The organism is Rhodococcus sp. NPDC060090 (assembly GCF_042729855.1).
In the GTDB taxonomy this organism is placed as follows: Bacteria; Actinomycetota; Actinomycetes; order Mycobacteriales; family Mycobacteriaceae; genus Rhodococcus.
In genome coordinates this window covers 175,631-194,474 of sequence record NZ_JBHWXB010000010.1, presented here as the reverse complement: position 1 = coordinate 194,474, position 18,844 = coordinate 175,631, and the positions used below count along the sequence as shown (strand labels likewise).

Annotated in this window: 20 protein-coding genes; 10 read left to right on the top strand and 10 right to left on the bottom strand. The window is 65.4% G+C overall.

Translation table 11 applies throughout. The features are described from left to right. Positions 1–2 precede the first annotated feature (2 nt). Genes ACFWCF_RS15835 through ACFWCF_RS15820 form a run of 4 tightly spaced genes read left to right on the top strand, consistent with a single transcriptional unit; the run spans position 3 to position 3,745 of the window. Positions 3–1,049 (top strand): acyl-CoA dehydrogenase, encoded by a 1,047-nt coding sequence (locus tag ACFWCF_RS15835; RefSeq protein ID WP_378492408.1) that lies wholly within the window; start codon positions 3–5, stop codon positions 1,047–1,049. Continuing rightward, positions 1,025–1,765, top strand: coding sequence for an ABC transporter ATP-binding protein (locus ACFWCF_RS15830; protein WP_378563000.1), 741 nt, complete (start codon positions 1,025–1,027; stop codon positions 1,763–1,765). The genes ACFWCF_RS15835 and ACFWCF_RS15830 overlap by 25 nt, the downstream gene beginning before the upstream one ends. A gap of 10 nt (positions 1,766–1,775) precedes the next feature. Further along, positions 1,776–2,942 carry an ABC transporter substrate-binding protein gene (locus ACFWCF_RS15825; protein WP_378562998.1) on the top strand — a complete coding sequence of 389 codons (1,167 nt, stop codon included), beginning with the start codon at positions 1,776–1,778 and terminating at the stop codon, positions 2,940–2,942. Beyond that, complete coding sequence (locus ACFWCF_RS15820; RefSeq protein WP_378562996.1) at positions 2,939–3,745, top strand: ABC transporter permease; 807 nt, start codon at positions 2,939–2,941, stop codon at positions 3,743–3,745. The genes ACFWCF_RS15825 and ACFWCF_RS15820 overlap by 4 nt, the downstream gene beginning before the upstream one ends. A 4-nt stretch (positions 3,746–3,749) precedes the next feature. Here ACFWCF_RS15820 and ACFWCF_RS15815 read toward each other — a convergent pair whose 3' ends face one another. The 4 genes from ACFWCF_RS15815 to ACFWCF_RS15800 are packed head-to-tail and all read right to left on the bottom strand — an operon-like array spanning position 3,750 to position 7,569. Continuing rightward, on the bottom strand, positions 3,750–4,199 hold the full coding sequence (locus tag ACFWCF_RS15815; RefSeq protein WP_378562993.1) for a nitroreductase family deazaflavin-dependent oxidoreductase: 450 nt from the start codon (positions 4,197–4,199) through the stop codon (positions 3,750–3,752). A gap of 22 nt (positions 4,200–4,221) precedes the next feature. After that, a complete protein-coding gene (locus tag ACFWCF_RS15810; RefSeq protein ID WP_378562991.1) occupies positions 4,222–5,097 on the bottom strand; it encodes an alpha/beta fold hydrolase in 876 nt (291 codons plus the stop codon). Then, a complete protein-coding gene (locus ACFWCF_RS15805) occupies positions 5,087–5,731 on the bottom strand; it encodes a TetR/AcrR family transcriptional regulator (protein ID WP_378563088.1) in 645 nt (214 codons plus the stop codon). Before ACFWCF_RS15805 ends, ACFWCF_RS15810 begins: the two co-directional genes overlap by 11 nt. A gap of 2 nt (positions 5,732–5,733) precedes the next feature. Beyond that, positions 5,734–7,569 carry an amidohydrolase family protein gene (locus tag ACFWCF_RS15800; RefSeq protein ID WP_378562989.1) on the bottom strand — a complete coding sequence of 612 codons (1,836 nt, stop codon included), beginning with the start codon at positions 7,567–7,569 and terminating at the stop codon, positions 5,734–5,736. 101 nt (positions 7,570–7,670) lie between these two features. On the opposite strand from ACFWCF_RS15800, the gene ACFWCF_RS15795 reads away from it, so the two are divergent. Continuing rightward, entirely contained in the window at positions 7,671–9,155 is a 1,485-nt protein-coding gene (locus ACFWCF_RS15795) for a DUF222 domain-containing protein (RefSeq protein ID WP_378562986.1), read from the top strand. A 24-nt stretch (positions 9,156–9,179) separates the two neighbouring features. Here ACFWCF_RS15795 and ACFWCF_RS15790 read toward each other — a convergent pair whose 3' ends face one another. After that, complete coding sequence (locus tag ACFWCF_RS15790) at positions 9,180–9,758, bottom strand: TetR/AcrR family transcriptional regulator (protein ID WP_378488364.1); 579 nt, start codon at positions 9,756–9,758, stop codon at positions 9,180–9,182. Between the two features lie 71 nt (positions 9,759–9,829). Here ACFWCF_RS15790 and ACFWCF_RS15785 point away from each other — a divergent pair, with 71 nt between their 5' ends. The 3 genes from ACFWCF_RS15785 to ACFWCF_RS15775 are packed head-to-tail and all read left to right on the top strand — an operon-like array spanning position 9,830 to position 12,664. Then, entirely contained in the window at positions 9,830–10,393 is a 564-nt protein-coding gene (locus ACFWCF_RS15785) for a dihydrofolate reductase family protein (protein WP_378562983.1), read from the top strand. Between the two features lie 25 nt (positions 10,394–10,418). Then, positions 10,419–11,501, top strand: coding sequence for an alanine racemase (locus ACFWCF_RS15780; RefSeq protein ID WP_378562980.1), 1,083 nt, complete (start codon positions 10,419–10,421; stop codon positions 11,499–11,501). Then, the gene (locus ACFWCF_RS15775) at positions 11,489–12,664 is read left to right on the top strand and encodes a PQQ-dependent sugar dehydrogenase (protein ID WP_378562978.1); all 1,176 of its coding nucleotides are present in this window, start codon (positions 11,489–11,491) and stop codon (positions 12,662–12,664) included. The genes ACFWCF_RS15780 and ACFWCF_RS15775 overlap by 13 nt, the downstream gene beginning before the upstream one ends. Before the next feature lie 4 nt (positions 12,665–12,668). Here the strand turns inward: ACFWCF_RS15775 and ACFWCF_RS15770 are convergent, their stop codons facing one another. The 3 genes from ACFWCF_RS15770 to ACFWCF_RS15760 are packed head-to-tail and all read right to left on the bottom strand — an operon-like array spanning position 12,669 to position 15,106. After that, the gene (locus ACFWCF_RS15770; RefSeq protein WP_378562975.1) at positions 12,669–13,121 is read right to left on the bottom strand and encodes a MaoC family dehydratase; all 453 of its coding nucleotides are present in this window, start codon (positions 13,119–13,121) and stop codon (positions 12,669–12,671) included. Positions 13,122–13,149: 28 nt separating this feature from the next. Continuing rightward, positions 13,150–13,896 carry a GntR family transcriptional regulator gene (locus tag ACFWCF_RS15765; RefSeq protein ID WP_378562973.1) on the bottom strand — a complete coding sequence of 249 codons (747 nt, stop codon included), beginning with the start codon at positions 13,894–13,896 and terminating at the stop codon, positions 13,150–13,152. A 58-nt stretch (positions 13,897–13,954) separates the two neighbouring features. Next, positions 13,955–15,106, bottom strand: a complete 1,152-nt coding sequence (locus ACFWCF_RS15760; RefSeq protein ID WP_378562970.1) for an acyl-CoA dehydrogenase family protein — start codon at positions 15,104–15,106, stop codon at positions 13,955–13,957. A gap of 231 nt (positions 15,107–15,337) precedes the next feature. On the opposite strand from ACFWCF_RS15760, the gene ACFWCF_RS15755 reads away from it, so the two are divergent. After that, on the top strand, positions 15,338–16,189 hold the full coding sequence (locus ACFWCF_RS15755) for an HpcH/HpaI aldolase/citrate lyase family protein (RefSeq protein WP_378562967.1): 852 nt from the start codon (positions 15,338–15,340) through the stop codon (positions 16,187–16,189). 2 nt (positions 16,190–16,191) lie between these two features. Then, positions 16,192–17,193, top strand: a complete 1,002-nt coding sequence (locus ACFWCF_RS15750; protein ID WP_378562964.1) for a MaoC family dehydratase — start codon at positions 16,192–16,194, stop codon at positions 17,191–17,193. 2 nt (positions 17,194–17,195) lie between these two features. Here ACFWCF_RS15750 and ACFWCF_RS15745 read toward each other — a convergent pair whose 3' ends face one another. Continuing rightward, positions 17,196–17,987: an SDR family NAD(P)-dependent oxidoreductase gene (locus tag ACFWCF_RS15745; protein ID WP_378562961.1), complete on the bottom strand. Its 792-nt coding sequence runs from the start codon at positions 17,985–17,987 to the stop codon at positions 17,196–17,198. A 91-nt stretch (positions 17,988–18,078) separates the two neighbouring features. Continuing rightward, on the bottom strand, positions 18,079–18,840 hold the full coding sequence (locus ACFWCF_RS15740; protein WP_378562958.1) for an SDR family NAD(P)-dependent oxidoreductase: 762 nt from the start codon (positions 18,838–18,840) through the stop codon (positions 18,079–18,081). Between the last annotated feature and the right edge of the window lie 4 nt (positions 18,841–18,844).

Below are 18,844 nucleotides of genomic sequence, written 5' to 3'. Positions count from 1 at the left end.
CGATGACCGCGGCCACCCAGAAACCGAACGAGCAGCTCGACACGATCGCCGAATTCGTACGCGACCGTGCCGCCGCTCTCGATCGCGGCGAGACCGACATCCGCACCGACCTCGCGCGCATCGGCGAGCTCGGCCTGCTCGAGAACGGCCTGGGCGGAAAGTGTCTCGACCACATGGTCGCGGTCATCGACGGGATCGCCGCCGAATCCCTCACCGTCGGGTTCTCGCTGTGGGCTCAGCGGATGACACTCGAGTACCTCGATCGCGCGCCGGAACACCTGCGCGCGAAGTACTGTGACGAGCTCGCATCGGGCCGACTCGTGGGCGTCACTGCCATGGCTGCTGCGCTCAAGTACCTCGCAGGGCTCGGCGAACTTCCCCTGCTCGCGGAGCGTACCGACGATGGACTCACCATCTCCGGTCCGATCCACTGGGCTTCCAACGTCTTTCCGGAATCACTGATCGTGTTTCCCGCCCGTACCACCGACGGCGGCCACGTGATCGCCGCGGTACACGCCGATGCAGCAGGCATCCGCATCAACTCATCACCCGAACTGCTCGCGCTGGGCGCCACCTCGTCGACGTCACTGACATTCGAGAACGTCCGAATCCCGGCGTCCGACATCATCTCCGAAGATCTCGCCGAGTTCTGCGGCGCCATCCGCCCCACCTTCCTGCTGCTGCAGACCTCGTTCTGTCTCGGCATCGCCCGCGCATCACTGTCGGAAGCATCGTCACGCCTCCACGGTCTCGGTGAGCAATTCGTCGACGAATACGAGCTTCTCGCACAACAAGGCGAATCACTTCGAGAGCGCCTGTACCGATTCGCCACCGACCCGTCCGCGGTGTCCGGAGCCGATCTGGTCCGTCTGCGCCTCGACGGCTCGGTCGTCGCAGTGGCCGCGACACGTCTCGAAGCGACGCTGCGCGGCGGCGCCGGATACGCGTCCGCGAGCGCAACGAACAGACGCTTCCGTGAGGCAGCGTTCCTCCCCATCCAATCTCCCTCGGAAGGACAGTTGCGATGGGAACTCTCGAAGTTCGAGTAGCGGGCGCCTACAAAAGTTTCGCCGGTCGGCGCGAACCTGTCCTCCGAGGACTCGACCTCGACGTCCCCACCGGCGAGTTCCTCGTGCTACTCGGCAGCAGCGGAAGCGGAAAGTCGACACTCCTGCGAATCATTGCGGGTCTCGATCACCTCGATCGTGGAGAGATCGACTGGCCCAGCACCGACGGCGACACCCGCCCGAACACGGGTATGGTGTTCCAGCAGCCGTACCTCATGCCGTGGCTGACCGTTCGCGAGAACATCGCGCTCGGTGGACGTTTCAAGAATCACCGCGAGCAGTTCGACATCGCATACGCCGACGAACTACTCACCCGGTTCGGATTGTCCGGCCTCGCCGGCTACTACCCCGATCAGTTGTCGGGTGGGCAGGCGCAGCGCATTGCCGTGATCCGCGCGGTCGCGGTGCGTCCACGCCTGCTGCTGCTCGACGAACCGTTCAGCGCCCTCGACCCTGCGACACGCGCCGATCTGCAGTCGTGGCTCAGCGATCTCGCCCGAGACCTCGCCTTCACGACGGTGCTGGTCACACACGACATCGACGAAGCACTTCGCCTGGCCGACCGGATCGCATTGTTCGGCCGAGGAGGCACGGTGCAGCAGCAGTGGCGCATCGCCGACGTCAACCAGGAGGAACGGGCACCGCTGCGCACCGAAATCCTCGAACACTACCGCGATTCGTCGCTGACTCCGTCATGAACAGGAAATCGTGAACGGAAACCTGACGCGGCGAACCCTGATGCAGGGTGCGCTCGGACTCGCAGCTGCCGGTGGCGTACTCGGCGCAGCCGATCTGGTGCGCACCGCGGCAACCGACCGCACCAACACCACCGGGCAACTCCGCATCGGCTACCTGCCGATCACCGACGCCGCGCCGCTGCTCGTCGCGCACGGCGCCGGCCTGTATCCGAACGGCATCGTCGACAGTGCGAAACCGGTGCTGTTCCGCAGCTGGGCGTCGCTCGCGGAGGCATTCGTCAGCAGGCAGGTGGATGTCGTGCATCTGCTGATGCCGCTCGCCGTCCAATTGCGGTACAGCCTGGCAGGTTCCGCGCGCGTTCTCGGATGGAACCACACCAACGGGTCCGCGTTGACCGTCGCACCGCACATCACCGACCTCGGACAGCTCGCGGGCGAGACCATCGCGATCCCGTTCTGGTGGTCGATCCACAACATCGTGGTTCAGCAGTTGCTGCGTGAGCACGGACTGACACCGGTGGTCCGACAGGCTCCGTCGAAATCCGCGCGCACCGTCGGCCTCGTCGTCATGGGTCCGTCCGACATGATCCCGGCATTGGCGAACGGCTCGATCGCGGGATTCACCGTCGCGGACCCGTTCAACGCGGCCGCCGAACTCCGCAAGGTGGGCCGGATCCACCGCTTCCTGGGCGATCTGTGGCGCGACCATGCGTGCTGTGCGTTTCTCGTCCACGAGGACGTCATCGAACAGAATCCCGCGGCAGTGCAGTCCCTCACCGATTCGGTGGTGTCCGCCCAGTTGCAGATCGGGTCGGATCGTCCGGCCGCCGCAGCAATGCTCTCCGAGCGGTATCTGCCGCAGCCACTTCCCGCGATCACGACGGCCCTGACCTATCCGGGACGCGAAGCCGGAACCCGGCATCCGCAGTGGGCACCACAGCGGATCGGCTACCAGCCCTTCCCGTTTCCCAGCTTCACCGCGGCGCTCGTCGAGTCGATGCACGGCACGGTCGTCGACGGCAACACCGATTTCCTGTCGCGGATCGACCCGTCGACCGTGCACCACGACCTCGTCGACGACCGGTTCGTCCGCACGTCGCTGACCCGAATTTCCGGCACCGACGCATTCGGGCTACCCGCAGATCTCACCCGCATCGAGGAGGTCGACCCCACGTGAGCACCCCGACCCGGTCCGCCCGGAGTGTTCCGCTCCTGCCGCAGACCATCGCGATCGTCATCGCCGTGGCACTGTGGTGGCTGGTCACCACCATCGTCGCCGGACCCGATTCGCTCGTGCGCGAATTCGCACCACAGTATGTGGGGCCCGCGATCGTGGATCTGTTCGCCCGCGGAGTACTGCTACCCGACATGCTCGCAAGCCTGTGGCGGCTTCTCGTCGGCCTGCTGATCGCCGCAACATTCGGCATTCCGCTCGGACTGCTGATCGGACTCAACCCGGTCGTCGAGAAGGCGACCATGCCGGTCATGCAGTTCCTGCGGATGATCTCGCCACTGTCGTGGGCTCCGATCGCGTTGGCGCTGTTCGGAATCGGGCACCAGCCGGTGTTCTTCCTCATCGCTGCCGCTGCAATCTGGCCGATCGTCATCAACACCGCCGCCGGTGTGCACGCCATCGACCCCGGACACCTCATGGTGGCCCGGTCCTTCGGCGCGACACGTATCGAACTGCTCACGACGGTGGTGCTGCCCTCGATCCGCTCCCAGGTGCAGACCGGCCTGCGAGTGGGGCTCGGAATCGCGTGGGTCGTGCTCGTCCCCGCCGAAATGCTGGGTGTGCGTTCGGGGCTCGGCTATCAGATCCTCAACGCACGCGATCAGCTCGCCTACGACCAGGTGATGGCCGTGATCGTCGTGATCGGCTTCCTCGGGTTCTGGCTCGACTGGGCTGCGCGGCACCTGCTTCGCGAGCGTCGGACACCGATTCGTATGGAGGACGCCGACGCTCACCAACCGGTGTGAGGACCTACTTCGGCATCAGGACGAACACCGGAATCTCGCGTTCGATCCGTTCGGCGTACAGATCGTAGTTCGGCCAGGTCGTCACCAGCACACGCCACATCTCATCCCGTTCGGCACCTTCGGCGACCCGCACCGACACTGCGCTGCCGGTTCCTCGGTAACGCACCGACGCCTCGTTCGCCGCGCTCAGGTTGTGCACCCACGCGGGCGGTGCGGGATTGCCCCAATTGGATCCCGCGACCAGCCAGCCACCGTCGTGTGGCACGCACAGCAGCGGGGTCGTGCGCAGCACGCCGGTCTTCCGTCCGGCGACAGTCAGCATCAACTCCGGTAGTCCCGTCGCCGTCAGGAGCGTGAATCGTCCGCGCGTCAGTTTCTGTATCGCACGATCCACACCGACGATGACGCGGGCGTAGCGCGGCAACCACGGCTGAGCACCCAGGTGGACGGCCACCCGGCGAAGCGGATTCACAGGGTCAGCGACCCCAGCCGGCGAGTACGGTGCGGATCGCAGTGACCAGGGCCAGCGGCTGATCGAACATCGGGTGGTGCCCGGCGGCCGGCAGTTCCACCATCGCCGCATCGGGTCCGAGCTGCTCGCGAATCTGCGACAGGAGCGGTTCGCGGATGATGCCGTGTTCGCATCGGTAATACGTGAGGGGGCAGCCCTGATGCAACACCTCGAGGCTGCGGCGAGCCTCCCTGCCCATGCGTAGGTTGTCGAACTTCCAGGACCAGCCACCATCGACCTCTTTGAGCGACGTACGGGCGATGTGGTCGAACACGTACGGTTCCGCCTGCTCCTGGGGCGGTACGAGCCGGAATCGCGCTACTGCGGCATCGACGGACGGGTACACCTTCGGCGGACCGCTGTTCGCGACCGTCTTGGCACGCATCTCGAGCTCTTCCGGCGTTATGTCCCGGATCGGTGAGTCGAGAATGACGACACCGGCCAGCCGATCGCCGTGCAGTGCGGACGTCACGAACGAGACGATTCCGCCCATGCTGTGACCGACCAGCACGGGCGGGCCCGAAATGCCGCCGTGCTCGGCCGCACCGAGGACCTCATCCGCCCAATATTCGAGGCTGTACTGCTCACGGTGGTCACTGTCGCCGTGTCCGCTCATGTCGAGCGCGACCACGCGGCGACCGGCCGCCAGCTGCGGTCCGATGTGGTCCCACCAGTGCGAATGCGCCATACCACCGTGGACGAGGACTACACCGGGTGTGCCCGCTTCACCCCACGCACGGTAGGAGATCGTCGCACCCGACACCGTGTACTTGCCGGTCTCGACGGGCGCAGCAAGCGCGTCGACGAACCACTGCGGAGCAGAACCGTTCTCATTGCTCATTACTCGAACTTATGCGAAGTGTGACTCCCACCAACAATTGGGCCAGAAATTCGACCCGAGGGTCCTCCTGTTCGGGTTGCTCATGCACGGTCGCGACGAGTGCTTCACCGTCGAACAGATGGACGAGCGAGAACAGAATCATGTCGAACTCGGCGGGTTCGAAACGCTCTGCGATGGGCAGCGAGCGCGCGAACTCGGCGATCGCGGCGTGGTAGCGCGCAGCCATGGGTGCGAGGTGTTCACGCAGCCGGATGTCGGTTCGAGCGGCACCGAGCAGTTCGTACCACGCCGCGTTGATAGGTGCCCTCGTGGCCTTTCGGAGCAAGATCAGACACGCACGCACGGTCTCGATGCCTACCGGGTCGGCGCCGGTGTCTCCGAGCAACCCGAGCCCGGTCCGGAAGTTCACGAGCTGCTGGCTCCTGACCTCATCGGCAGCCGCAACGATCACATCCAGCCGTGTGGGGAAATGCCGGAACACTCCGCCCGACGACACCCCGGACCGCGAACAGATCTCACCGATCGTGGTGGAGGCATAGCCCAGTTCGGCCAGGGAGGTGATGGTTGCGTCGAGAATCCGTCCGATGGTTTCCTCGCGTCGCTGCTTCTGGGTGCGACGAGTGGGGGCCGGGATCGTCACGACGGGTGGGCCACCGGCATTGCTCGCGCCGGCGCCGGGCCTCGCTCCTCGACACCCGCGCGCAGGAACCGTCCGGTCCCGACGCTGGTCCCGTAGCCGGACACGAAGCTGCCCTCCCGGAACACCACCTTCCCTGCCACGGCGGTCGCGCTGACAGCCTCGTCGTTGCGGTTGACCATCCGGCTCAGACCACCGAATTCGGCCATCGTCGCTTCGTGATACGCGTCCACATCGTCGTTGAGTCCGTTCGGGTCGATCACCACGAAGTCGGCGCGGTCACCTACTCTCAGGTGCCCCGCGTCGATCCCGTAGAAATCGCCGAGTTCACCTGTGAGCTTGTGGACCACTTCTCCGAGGGGCATCACGGGGGTGCCCCGCTTCTCGTTGTCGTGGATGCGGCGCAGCAGACAGATTCCGAAGTTGTAGAAGGCCATGTTGCGCAGGTGCGCACCCGCGTCCGAGAATCCGACGGTGACACCCGGGGTCCGGATCAACCGGTTCGCGACCTTCTCGCGGTCGTTGGCGATCACGGTGTGCCACCGGAACTTCCGTCCGTGTTCGACGACCAGGTCGAGGAAGGTGTCGACGGGGTGGAGTTTCCTGCTGCGGGCGACGTCACCGATGGAACAGCCTACGAGCGACTCGTCGGGACATTCGGTGATCCGGGTGTCGTCGAAATCGCGGTGCCACACGCGCGGTGAGAACTTCTTCTCGAAGTCCTGGCGGAACCACCGCCGGTAGGCCTCGTCCTTCAACAGATCATTGCGGCCGAGTTCTTCTTTCAGATGTAGCGCAGCACGACCCGAGCCGAACTCTTCGAACACCACGAGATCGATGCCGTCGGAGTGCACTTCGAATGTGGTGGGCAGGTGCTGCCAGCGGAACATGCCCTTTCCGAGCCGATTGGCGACATAAGCGATCGGGCCGAAGATCCGGTTGACCCACCGCTCGGCCTTGGTATCGGCGGCGGCCAGCACCGACGCCTTCATCGGACGCCGTCCGAGGCCGGTACTCGCGAGAGCGAAGAAGGCAACGTCGTATTTGGTGTTGAGGTTCGGGACTGCCTGGAGTACGCGTCCACGGCGGCGCAGAATACGATGCAGGCGGCGGAATTCCGACCACGATGCATGAGTCGACGGCAGCGTGCGGGAACGGTAGCGATCGCCGTCCATCTTGTCCCACGGGTTCGTCATGGTGGAGACGCCGAGGAACCCGGCGTCGAGTGCCTCGTTCACCTTGTCGTCGATCGCCGTGAGCTCGGAGCGGGTCGGTCCTCCTGCGGCCTCGGTGGATCGCCCGAGCCCCATCACCGACGCACGCACATCCGAATGGCCTATGAACGCAGTCACATTGGGCCCCAGGGGCATGCGGTCGAGGGCCTCGACATACTCACGCGGCGAAGTCCACGTTTTCGTGGATTCCAGTGCGCGCAGCACATGATCGCGGGGCAGCGCCTCTACGCGACTGAACAGGTCTGCACCGTCGAGTGCGTTGACATAGACGGTCGACAGCGAGCAGTTACCCATGAGCACGGTGGTGACCCCGTGTCGCACGGACTCCGGCAATCCCGGCCCGACAAGCACTTCCGCGTCGTAATGGGTGTGGGTATCGACGAAGCCCGGCATCACCCACTTGCCGTGCGCGTCGATGACGTCGGTGCCGGGGCCGACGGGCAACTCGTCGGTGGTTGCGGTCGCGACAACACCGTCGCGAATACCGAGATTTCGCACGGTACCGGGAGAGCCTGTTCCGTCGAACCAGAGTCCGCCGCGCACGACGACGTCGTATACATCGCCGCCGCCTTCATGATTGTGATCCACACCACTGGTCATCCCGAGAGCGTAGGCCCAAATAGAGGATGAACACTCTCGAAGTATATTCCGTTACTGAATCGTTACTCGAACATTCATTCGAGTGCAATATGCTGGGGAACATGAGTTCGAATGGGGATGGGTTCGAGCAGGCCAGCGACACCGTCGCGGCACTCCGTGTCCTCACCACCCTGGACCTCACGACGCTGGATCTCACCACCCTGCCCGACGCCGACATCGCACGCCTCCTTCAGACGGCAGAAACGGCACGCCGCAAACTCGACGGTCTCGGCAATCGGCTCATCGGCGAAATGCAGGACCGCGGCATCCACAACACCGTGAAACTCTCCACACCACAGAAGTACCTCGTCGAACTCCTTCGCCTCTCCCGCGCCGACGCCCACCGCCGTATCAAGAACGCCCGCCTCCTCGCACCACGAACCACCCCCACCGGCACCGTGCTCGATCCGGTCCTACCCGTCACTGCACACGCGATCACCGACGGCGCCGCAGGCACCGACCACGCCGACGCCATCCGCAAGGTCATCGACAGAGTCCCCGGCCGATACCGCCACAGCGCCCTCGAACAAATCGACCAGATCCTCGGCACCCTCGCCCGCACCTCGACCCCGGACGACATCACCACCGCCGGCATCGATCTCCTCGCCCGTCTCGACCCCGACGGCGCGCTCCCCGACGACCGCGACCGTGCGGCCCGCCGCTCCCTACGCCTGCCACCTCAGGACGCCGGGCTCATGTCCTCCCTGCGCGGAGACCTGCACCCCACCACCCGCGCAAAACTCGACGCCATCGCCGCGAAATGGGCCCGCCCGGGCATGAACAACTTCGACGATCCCGACTCTCCTCACGGCAGCATCGAGCGCCCCGACCTCGACCCCGCCGCCCTCGAGCAAGCCGCCCGACGCGACCTACGCACCGCCGACCAGCGCCTCCACGACGCCCTCGACGCGATCTGCACCCACGCCCTCGCCACCGGCACACTCGGGCACCACCGCGGACTACCCGTCACCGTCATCGTCACCATGAGCATCGATCAACTCGAGACCGGCCTCGGTTTGGCCACCACCGCCACCGGCGGTGTCATCCCCGTCCCCGACGCCCTCGCCATGACCGAAAACGTCCATCCTGTGCTTGCCCTCTTCGATCACGCCGGTGCTCCCCTGCACCTCGGCCGCGGCAAACGCCTCGCCAGCGCGGAGCAGCGCCTGTTGCTCACCGCATGGCAACGCGGCTGTACACGCCCCGGGTGCGACATGCCCGCCTCGCACTGCGCCGTGCACCACCTCACCGAATGGCGGCACGGCGGCGCCACCGATATCGACAACCTCGCCCTGGTGTGCGACGCCGACCACACCCGCATCACCGGCACCGAAACCGGATGGCGCACCCGTGTCGATCCACACGGAGGCAGACCGTTGTGGACGGCACCGCACTTACTCGACCCGGCCCGCACTCCGCGGCGCAATCACCGGCATCATCCCCACGAGATGATCGTGATGGCGATGCTCACGACTCGGCCGGTGCACATCCCGAGAACCGATTGCCGACCGTGGCGAAGACGGAAACCGCGGCAACCCCGCGAATAATGTTACGAAGCAGCCTGTTTCACATCAGGAATCAGACGGTATCGCGCGGTCCACGGCCGTCCGCACCAGGTCTGCCGCGCGCTTCTCATCGAAGATTCCGGGGAGCGTGAGTCGGTCGAGGATGAGCCAGTTCAACGTGAGATACAGCAGGACCACCGCATCCTCACCGCCGGGCAATCCCGATTCTCGATAGTTGCTGATATTGAAATCCAGATCGGCACGCACCCGATCGGTGAGCAGGGCCTGAAGTTCGGGCCGACGGGTCGCCTCGAGCCGGAGTTCGAGGATCGCGAGATAGCCCGTGCGGAAGCCGGAGACACGCTCGACCACCTCGGTCATCAATTCGGTCATGGACTCGCGGGTCTGCGCGCCATGAGACTCCGCCATCACTTCTTCGCTGGGAATCAGACGCTCGTAGTAGCGGTGCCCCACTTGCACGAGTAGGTCGTCTCGATTGGAGAAATAGTTGGACGCGGTACCCGCGGGCACCGCAGCCTCCTTGTCCACCGCCCGAAATGTCAATCCTCTCGCCCCTTCTCGGGCCAGGACCTCGATCGATGCATCCAGGAGGGCCTGTCGCCGCTCAGGATTCGTACGAACCACTTGACACCACTCCATTTGTAGTACTACGTTCAAACCACTTCATACATAGTACTACGAAAGGTCCGGTACCTATGCGAAAGCTCGTCTACTACGCGGCGGTCTCTCTCGACGGCTACATCGCAGGCCCAGATGGAGAATTCGACTTCTATCCGATGAGCGACGACATGTCGTGGATCCGTGAGCGCTACCCGGAATCGATCCCGACCGAGTTGCGCGCCCAGATCGATATGCCGGCCGACACCCCCAACCAGGCGTGGGACACCGTGCTGATGGGCCGCAACACTTACCAGGCCGGCGGCATGACCAGTCCGTACGCCCACATGAAGCAGTACGTTTTCTCGCGCACACTCGAACCGGTCGACAATCCGCAGGTGGAGGTCGTCGACACCGATCCGGTCGACCTGGTCCGCACGCTCCAGAAGCAGGACGGCCTCGACATCTGGCTCTGCGGAGGTGGAAATCTCGCAGGTCAGCTCGTCGACGAAATCGACCGACTGATATTCAAGAGCTACCCGGTGATCGCGGGTGGCGGCATCCCGGCGCTGGCCGGGAACTTCAGGCCGACACAGTTCCGCGTCACCGAGCGTCGAGAATTCGACAGCGGCATGCAGCTCACCTGGTTCGATCGCGCGTAACCCCCCTGCCGTCTACGGTCTGGGAATGATCGCTTTTCCCTCTGTCGACGCCACGCCCGCACTCCTCGTCGACCGCGTCGTTCTCGACAGCAACATCGCGCGCATGGCAGCATCGGCGCGCGAGCGCGGTCTCGAAATACGCCCGCACGCCAAAACCCACAAGTGCATCGAGATCGCCCATCTCCAGCTTGCCGCCGGCGCGCGGGGACTGAGCGTCGCGACGGTGTCCGAGGCCGAAGCGTTCGCACAGGCCGGGTTCGACGACATCTTCATCGCCTATCCGCTCTGGGTCGACGCCGCACGCGGCGCGCGACTGCTGGCTCTGTCCGAGACTGTACGACTCACCGTCGGTATCGACTCCGTAGCAGGCGCTCGGGCACTCGCCGAACACTGCGACGCCTCGATCGGCGTGCTGGTCGAGATCGACAGCGGTCACCACCGGACCGGCGTCGCAACCGAACAGGCCGGTGCGGTCGCGGTCCGGGCACGCGCCGCGGGGCTGAATGTGCTCGGCGTGTTCACGTTTCCCGGCCACTCGTACGGGCCCGGTCTGCCCCACGTCGCCGCTGCCGAGGAGGCCGAAGCGCTCACCGTCGCGGCAGCGACACTGCGTGACGCCGGGATCGATCCGGTGGTGATCAGCGGCGGTTCGTCGCCTACCGCATTGATCGAGACGCCCACCGTGTCAACCGAACTACGCCCCGGGGTGTACGTGTTCGGCGACGCTCAGCAGCTCGAGATCGACGCGATCACCGAAGCCGATCTCGCACTCACCGCGCTCGCGACCGTCGTGTCGACTCGCGGAGAGGTGATCGTGCTCGACTCCGGCAGCAAGACGGTCGGCGCCGACAAGGCATCGTGGGCCACCGGATACGGTCGTATTCTCGGTGAGCCCGATGCACGGATCACCGCACTGTCGGAGCATCACGCCACAGTGCACTGGCCGGACGCTGCCACTCGGCCCGACCTCGGACAGCGGGTTCGGGTGATTCCGAATCACGTGTGCAACGCGGTCAATCTCGCGGACGAGTTGATTGTGATCGATGGACGCCACGCCGACGAGGTGGTGGACCGATGGCGGGTCGCTGCGCGAGGATGCACTACGTGACATCCGTATGGCCGGTCCGTGTCGCCGCAGTTGTCCTGGCAGTTCCGCTCGTTGCGTGCTCGTCGCCGGGGCAGGCTCCTGCTGCGCCCACCTCCCCCATGCCTGGATCGCCCGCGCCCCAGGTCACCGACACCGTCGCCACGGGTCTCGACACACCGTGGGGTCTCGCGTTCCTCCCGGACGGCGCAGCGCTCGTCACCGAACGCGACTCGGGACGCCTGCTGTCGATCGGCACGGATCGTCAGGTACGCGAGGTCGCCACGATCGACGATGTGGTCGCGCGGGGCGAATCCGGACTTCTCGGTGTCGCGGTGTCGCCCACATTCGACACGGACCGTTTCGTGTTCTTGTACGTCACGACGTCCTCCGACAATCGCATCGTGCGCGCCGCGTACGACGGCGCGACGCTGTCGGACCACCAGGTGATCGTCGAAGGTATCCCTGCCGCGCGGGTCCACGACGGTGGCCGACTGCAATTCGGGCCCGATGGCATGTTGTATGCCGCGACCGGGGAAGCCGGCACTCCGCCTCTCGCACAGGATCCGTCGTCGCTCGGCGGAAAGATCCTGCGTATGACGATGGACGGTGAATCTGCGCCGGGTAATCCCGACCCGAATTCTCCGGTGTATTCGCTCGGTCACCGGAATGTGCAGGGTCTCGCGTTCGATGACGAGGGCAGGTTGTGGGCGTCCGAATTCGGACAGAACCATGTGGACGAACTCAACGAGATCGTGGCGGACGGCAACTACGGCTGGCCAGAGGTGGAGGGCACCCGCGCTACCGGGAGTGCCGGCGGCACCGGGAGTGCCGAGGGTAGCGGAAGTGCCGAGGGTAGCGCCCGCGACGACCAGTTCATCGACCCGGTCGTGACATGGCCGGTCTCGCAGGCGTCACCGTCCGGAATCGCCTACGAAGACGGCAACCTGTGGATGGCGTCGCTTCGAGGAGAACGACTGTGGCGCATCGGCATCGAAGAGCTCGACACCACCGAGTTCTTCACGGGCGAATACGGAAGACTGCGGACCGTCGTCGCCGCTCCGGACGGCTCATTGTGGTTGACCACTTCGAACCGCGACGGTCGCGGGGAACCCGCGGGCGACGACGACCGCATCCTCCGTATCGAAACTCCCAGCACCGAAACTCCCAGCACCGAGAATCCCTGACGGGTCAGGGAACGAGAACGACGATCGTCTCCGCGACGAGCGCCGGCTTGCTGCCACCCTCGATCTCGATGGTGTAGCCCACCACGAGGTTGGCGCCCTTCGCGGTGCGCTCGAACGACTTGAACTCGGCCGACGCACGGACCTTCGATCCCACCGGAACCGGCGTGGGGAAACGCACCTTGTTCGCGCCGTAGTTGACCTTCAGCTTCACACCCTCGAGGGAGAAGATCTGCGCTCCGAGCACCGGAAGCAGCGACAGGGTGAGGTATCCGTGGGCGATCGTCGTGCCGAACGGACCGCTTGCAGCACGCTCGGGATCGACGTGGATCCACTGGTGGTCGCCGGTCGCCTCGGCGAACAGGTTCACCCGTTCCTGGGTGATCTCGAGCCAGTCGCTCTGCCCGATGGTCTCGCCGACTGCCTTTTCGACTTCGTCGATTCCGTTGAAGACCCGCATATTCGACTCCCGTGGTTGGTATGTGGCGTCAGTGTCCGGAACGCCGGAGGGTGACGCGATAGGTGTAGTGCTCGGGCAGAAAGTAACTCACCGACAGCTCGGTGGGTACCCCGGTCTCATTCGAGTACAGCCGGTCTACCCGCAACAACGGGTGCCCGACGGCACAATTCAGAACTTCCGCGACCTGCTCGGATGCAGGAGCAACGGTGATCGACTGCGCAGCCTCGACGATCGGACTGTCGAGATACGGCTCGAGCAACCCGATGACGGTGTTGCGGCTGGATGCACCGAGCTGCAGCGCAGGCTCATCCAGTACATCTGCCGCAACCTCATCCGGAAGATGAATCGTGGTGTGCACGAACGGTATCCCGTCGTGCACACGTTGCAGCACCACCGTGTACAACAGATCGGTGTCCAAACGCAGCCGACTGGCCGCATCGATATCGACACCGCGCCGCAGCGGCGAGACGATCTCCATGACCGTATCCGCCGACAACGCCAGCAGATCCTCGATCGAACCGAGCTGACGACGGTAACGCCGACCCGACTCGTTCGCGAACGTACCCCGGCCGGGCACCCGGTAGACGATCCCGTCGGCCACCAGATCCTGGAACGCCCGACGCACCGTCTGACGACTCACCCCGTGCTGCTCCGCCAGTTCCGCCTCGGTCGGCAGACGCACACCGTCGTTGTACCGACCGGCTTCGACGGCGTCGCGCAACTGACGCGCCAGTTGCGCGTACGCCGGTTCCGTTTCACGTGTTCTGCTGTCCATGACGGAGAAGATCCTAGTGGGCTGGGGGTGCAGTGCTCAGGTCCGGTGGTGGCGAGGGTCAGAGTCCGCCGCGGGCCACGAGCTGGCTCGCGATGACATTGCGCTGGATTTCGTTGGTGCCCTCGCCGACGATCATCAACGGCGCATCCCGGAAGTAGCGCTCGACGTCGTACTCGGTCGAGTATCCGTACCCACCGTGGATCCGCACCGCATTGAGCGCGATCTCCATCGCAACCTCCGAGCAATACAGTTTCGCCATGCCCGCTTCCATATCGCACCGCTCACCACTGTCGTACTTCTCCGCCGCATGCCGGGTCAGCTGCCGCGCCGCCATCAACTTCGTGGCCATGTCCGCCAAATAGTTCCCGATCGACTGGTGCTTCCAGATCGGCTTCCCGAAGCTTTCCCGCTGCTGCGCATACGCCAGCGAATCCTCGAGCGCCGCCGTCGCCACACCGAGCGCCCGCGAGGCGACCTGTAGCCGTCCCGTCTCGAGGCCCTTCATCATGTGCCCGAAGCCCTTGCCCGGCTCGCCGCCGAGGATCGCATCCGCGGAGATCCGGTAGCCACCGAAGCTCAACTCGCACGACTCGACACCCTTGTAGCCGAGCTTGGGCAGATCCCGCGAGACCGTCAGACCCGGACCGTGCTCGACGAGCACCACGGAAATGCCCTTGTGACGCGGGGTGGCGGTGGGGTCGGTCTTGCACAGCAACGCGATCAGCCCCGAGCGGCGAGCGTTGGTGATCCACGTCTTGGAACCGCTGATCACCAGGTCGTCACCGTCACGCTTGGCGGTGGTGGTCATCGCCTGCAGATCCGAGCCGCCGCCCGGCTCCGTCAACGCCATCGTCGCGCGGATCTCGCCGGTCGCGAGCTTGGGCAGGTACTTGGCCTTCTGTTCCTCGGTGCCGAACAGCACCAGCAGCTTCGCGACCACCGTGTGTCCGCCCATCGCACCCGACAGCGACATCCAGCCGCGGGCGAGTTCCTCGGTGACCTGCACGTAGCAGGGCATCGACACCGGCGATCCGCCGTACTCCTCGGGCACCGCGAGCCCGTAGATGCCGATCTGCTTCATCTGCTCGATCCACTTCTCGGGGTACTCGTTCGCGTGCTCGACCTCCTGCACCGACGGCTTGACCTCGCGGTCGATGAAGTCACGGACGGTCTTGACCAGGAATGTCTCTTCGTCGTTCAGGTAGCTCACGAAAGTCCTTAGGCTCGTCGCGGGTCCCCGGTCGCAGGGACGCACACTTTGTACGGCCATTTTGCGGACCGGCCTCCCGCCTTGTCAATCGCAGACTCCGCCATTTCGCCGCCCGGAACCAGTGATATCAGTGATCTGTGCCGCTGCCGATACCTATAGAAGTAGCGCATCACGCCACAATGGCCGTACATTTGACGACGTTCCCCACCGTCGAACTCCACGAGGTTCCCCGTGACTTCCGAGCAACACCTTCGCCGGCGAGCGGTGCTCGTCGCCCCCGGCTCCGATGAACGCAAGGCCGGTAAGGCACTCGCCTCCACCGCCGACGAGGTCGTTCTCGATCTCGAAGATGCGGTCACCCCCGACCGGAAATCTGCCGCGCGCGATCTCATCGCTCCCCTCGTCCGTGAGCACGGCGGCAACCGCAGCGTGTCCGTGCGCATCAACGGACGCGGCACCGAGTGGTTCGAGGACGATCTGCGCGCGTGTGCCGAGCTCGGCACCGCACTCGCGTCGATCGTGTTCCCGAAGGTCGAGAGCGCCGACGACCTCGCCGAGGCCGACCGCATCCTCGGTGCGCACTCCGGTGTCGAGATCCAGGCCCTCATCGAGACCCCGGCCGGTGTCCAGAACATCGACGAGATCGTCGCGGGTCCCCGGCTCGCGGGCGTCATCATCGGCTACGCCGACCTCGGCGCCGCACTGGGACGCGCACGTACCGCGCTGCCCGAGCATTGGGTGTACGTGCAGGACCGCGTCCTGCACGCGGCGCGCACGGCAGGCGTACAGGCCATCGACGGCCCGTTCCTCGGCATCGCCGACGACGATGCGTTCCGCCACTCCGCACAGTGGGTGTCCGACCTCGGTTTCGACGGAAAGTGGGTCATCCACCCCGCCCAGATCGACTCCGCTGCCGCAGCATTCACGCCCAGCACTCAGCAGGTCGAAGCGGCCCGCAAGGTTCTCGCCGCCCTCGAGGAAGCCGAAGCACGCGGCGCAGGTGCTGCCCAGCTCGACGGCCAGATGCTCGACGAGGCCGTCGCCGTCGCTGCCCGCCGCACCCTCACCAAGATCGGAGCCTGAACATGTCCAGCACCCCCGCATACGTCGGTGGACCGTACTTCGACGAACTGACCGTCGGCCAGGTCTTCGACACCGCGCCCGCCGTCACCCTCACCGACGGTCTCGCCGCCGCGCACCAGTCGATCCTCGGCGACCGTCTGCGCCTGCCCCTCGACAAGCACCTCGCCACCCGTGTCACGGGAGGGCCGGTCGCGCACGCCGGTTTCGTCACCGACATCGCCATCGGCCAGTCGACCCTGGTCACGCACCACGTCAAGGCCAATCTGTTCTACCGCGGCCTCCGTTTTCGCCGGTTCCCGCACATCGGCGACACTCTCTACACCACCACCGAGGTCGTCGGTCTCAAGGAGAACTCGGCCAAAGCCGGCCGCAAACCCACCGGTCTCGCGGCGCTGCGCATGAACACCGTCGACCAGGACGGCAACACCGTTCTCGACTTCTACCGGTGCGCGATGCTGCCGCTGAGCGAGAATCCCGACCGGAATCGCGTGGTGCACACCGATGACCTGTCGGCAATCGGACCTCAGGACGAACCGCAGTGGGCCGCCCCCGAGGGGTGGAACCTCGACGAGTACCGCGCTACCGTACCGGGCGCGCATTTCGACGCCTCGCTTGCCGGATCGGTCCTGCAGTCCAGCGGCGACGTGGTGTCGAGCGCACCCGAACTCGCCCGGCTCAGCCTGAATATTGCAGCGACCCACCATGATGAGCGGGTCGGCGCTGCGGGTCGGCTGGTGTACGGCGGGCACACGATCGGCCTGGCGTTGTCACAGGCGTCGCGTGCCCTGCCGAATCTGGTGACGGTGCTCGGCTGGAAGTCGTGTGATCACACCGGACCGGTACACGAGGGCGACACCCTCACCAGCGACCTGCACGTCGAATCCGCGGACGCCCTCGCCGACGGCGGTGGTGTGCTGAACCTGCGGTCGCTCGTCTACGCACACCGCGGCGACGCCGAACCCGCGCCGGTACTCGACTGGCGATTCACGGTACTGATGGCCTGAGATCAGAACGCGCTGCGACCACCGTCGACGGTGTAGATACCGCCTGTCACCCAATCGGCTTCGTCGCTGGCCAGGAACAGCGCGATCGAGGCGAGGTCGTCGGGGGTTCCGAGGCGGCGAAGCGGGAACCTGTTCGCGACCTCGGCATCGATCGCGGTCTGGTCGGCATCGGCGTCGGCCGCACCGCGGTCGACGCGCGACTGATAGACCAGCGGCGTGGGGATGGTGCCGGGGCAGATCGCGTTCACCCGCACATTGTCGGGCCCGTAGGTGACCGCCATCTGCTTGGTCATTGCGATGACACCGCCCTTGGCTGCGGTGTAAGGGAAGATACCGGGCAAACCGATCAGGCCACCCATACTGGCCTGATTGATGATCGACCCGGTACGTCGCTCGATCATGTGTGGCAGCGCGTACTTCGACGTCAGCCACACACCCTTGAGGTTCACCCCGATCACCTTGTCCCACTCGGCTTCCGTCGTATCCGCGGCGTTTCCGGCACCGTTGACACCGGCGTTTGCGAATACGACATCGAGCGTGTCGAACTCCGCGAGGGTCTCGGCGATCATTCTCTGAGAGTCCGCATCGGAGGTGACATTTGCGCTCACCGCCAACGCATGGCCACCCGCCGAGCGGATTTCGTCGGCCACCTCGTCGGCCGCGGTGAGGTCGAGATCGACCACTGCGACGGCCGCGCCTTCCGCTGCGAAGCGGAGTGCGGTGGCCCGTCCGAGACCGGATCCTGCACCGGTGATGAGTGCGGTCTTGCCGGCGAGGCGTCCGGTCGAAGCCATGAGTGAGCCTTTCATTCATTCTCGAGTGATGCTGCGCCGAACAAGTTCGACGAAACAGAATGTCACACAAGCACCGTTGCAGGGAGCCCGACTACTGCGCGGTGAGTCCGCCGTCCGCGGCGACGGTCGAGCCCGTCATGTACGACGACTCGTCCGAAATGAGGAAACCGATGACGGACGCCATCTCGTCGACGTCCGCTCGGCGACCCAGAGGTGTCTGCGCCAACGCGGTGCTCGTGACACCCCCGGCTTCTCGCGCACGGCGTGCGAGGGGTGTGTCGACGACCCCGGGGCACAACGCGTTGGCTCGCACACCGCGATCTGCGTAGCCGACGGCGATCGACCGGGTCAGCCCCAGCACACCAGACTTCGATGCGTCGTAACTACATGTGTTGGTGTTCGCGGAGATGAGCGATGCCACCGAACCGATGGTCACGACCGATGAGCGGCGCTCCTTCAACATGTGGTGCAGTGCAGCCCTGGCCGACAGGAACGAGCCGGTCAGATTGATGCCGATCACCTCGTGCCAGTCCTCGACCGACATCTCGTGCACCAGAGCCGACTTCGCGATTCCCGCACACGTGACGAGTCCGTCGAGACCGCCGAGATGCGCCGCCGCGTCGTCGATTGCCTGCCCCACCGAGTCGGGGTCGGATACGTCTGCGCTGACAGCAACGGCTGTGGCTCCCTCACCGCGGAGCTCGGCCGCGAGCGCTTCTGCGGCCGGGCCGTCGAGGTCCAGCACCGCGACGGCAGCTCCCTCCTTCGCGAGCCTGCGAACAGCGGCAGCACCGATACCGCCGGCGCCGCCGGTGACGAGAACCTTGCGTCCTGCGTTGCGACCTTCAGTCATGTCC

Excerpts from the sequence above, each read along its gene's own strand:
- ACFWCF_RS15835 (WP_378492408.1), top strand. The coding sequence starts at position 3 with ATGACCGCGGCCACCCAGAAACCGAACGAGCAGCTCGACACGATCGCC.
- ACFWCF_RS15830 (WP_378563000.1), top strand. The coding sequence starts at position 1,025 with ATGGGAACTCTCGAAGTTCGAGTAGCGGGCGCCTACAAAAGTTTCGCC.
- ACFWCF_RS15810 (WP_378562991.1), bottom strand. The coding sequence starts at position 5,097 with ATGAGCAATGAGAACGGTTCTGCTCCGCAGTGGTTCGTCGACGCGCTT.
- ACFWCF_RS15800 (WP_378562989.1), bottom strand. The coding sequence starts at position 7,569 with ATGACCAGTGGTGTGGATCACAATCATGAAGGCGGCGGCGATGTATAC.
- ACFWCF_RS15795 (WP_378562986.1), top strand. The coding sequence starts at position 7,671 with ATGAGTTCGAATGGGGATGGGTTCGAGCAGGCCAGCGACACCGTCGCG.
- ACFWCF_RS15785 (WP_378562983.1), top strand. The coding sequence starts at position 9,830 with ATGCGAAAGCTCGTCTACTACGCGGCGGTCTCTCTCGACGGCTACATC.
- ACFWCF_RS15780 (WP_378562980.1), top strand. The coding sequence starts at position 10,419 with ATGATCGCTTTTCCCTCTGTCGACGCCACGCCCGCACTCCTCGTCGAC.
- ACFWCF_RS15775 (WP_378562978.1), top strand. The coding sequence starts at position 11,489 with ATGCACTACGTGACATCCGTATGGCCGGTCCGTGTCGCCGCAGTTGTC.
- ACFWCF_RS15770 (WP_378562975.1), bottom strand. The coding sequence starts at position 13,121 with ATGCGGGTCTTCAACGGAATCGACGAAGTCGAAAAGGCAGTCGGCGAG.
- ACFWCF_RS15765 (WP_378562973.1), bottom strand. The coding sequence starts at position 13,896 with ATGGACAGCAGAACACGTGAAACGGAACCGGCGTACGCGCAACTGGCG.
- ACFWCF_RS15750 (WP_378562964.1), top strand. The coding sequence starts at position 16,192 with ATGTCCAGCACCCCCGCATACGTCGGTGGACCGTACTTCGACGAACTG.
- ACFWCF_RS15745 (WP_378562961.1), bottom strand. The coding sequence starts at position 17,987 with ATGGCTTCGACCGGACGCCTCGCCGGCAAGACCGCACTCATCACCGGT.
- ACFWCF_RS15740 (WP_378562958.1), bottom strand. The coding sequence starts at position 18,840 with ATGACTGAAGGTCGCAACGCAGGACGCAAGGTTCTCGTCACCGGCGGC.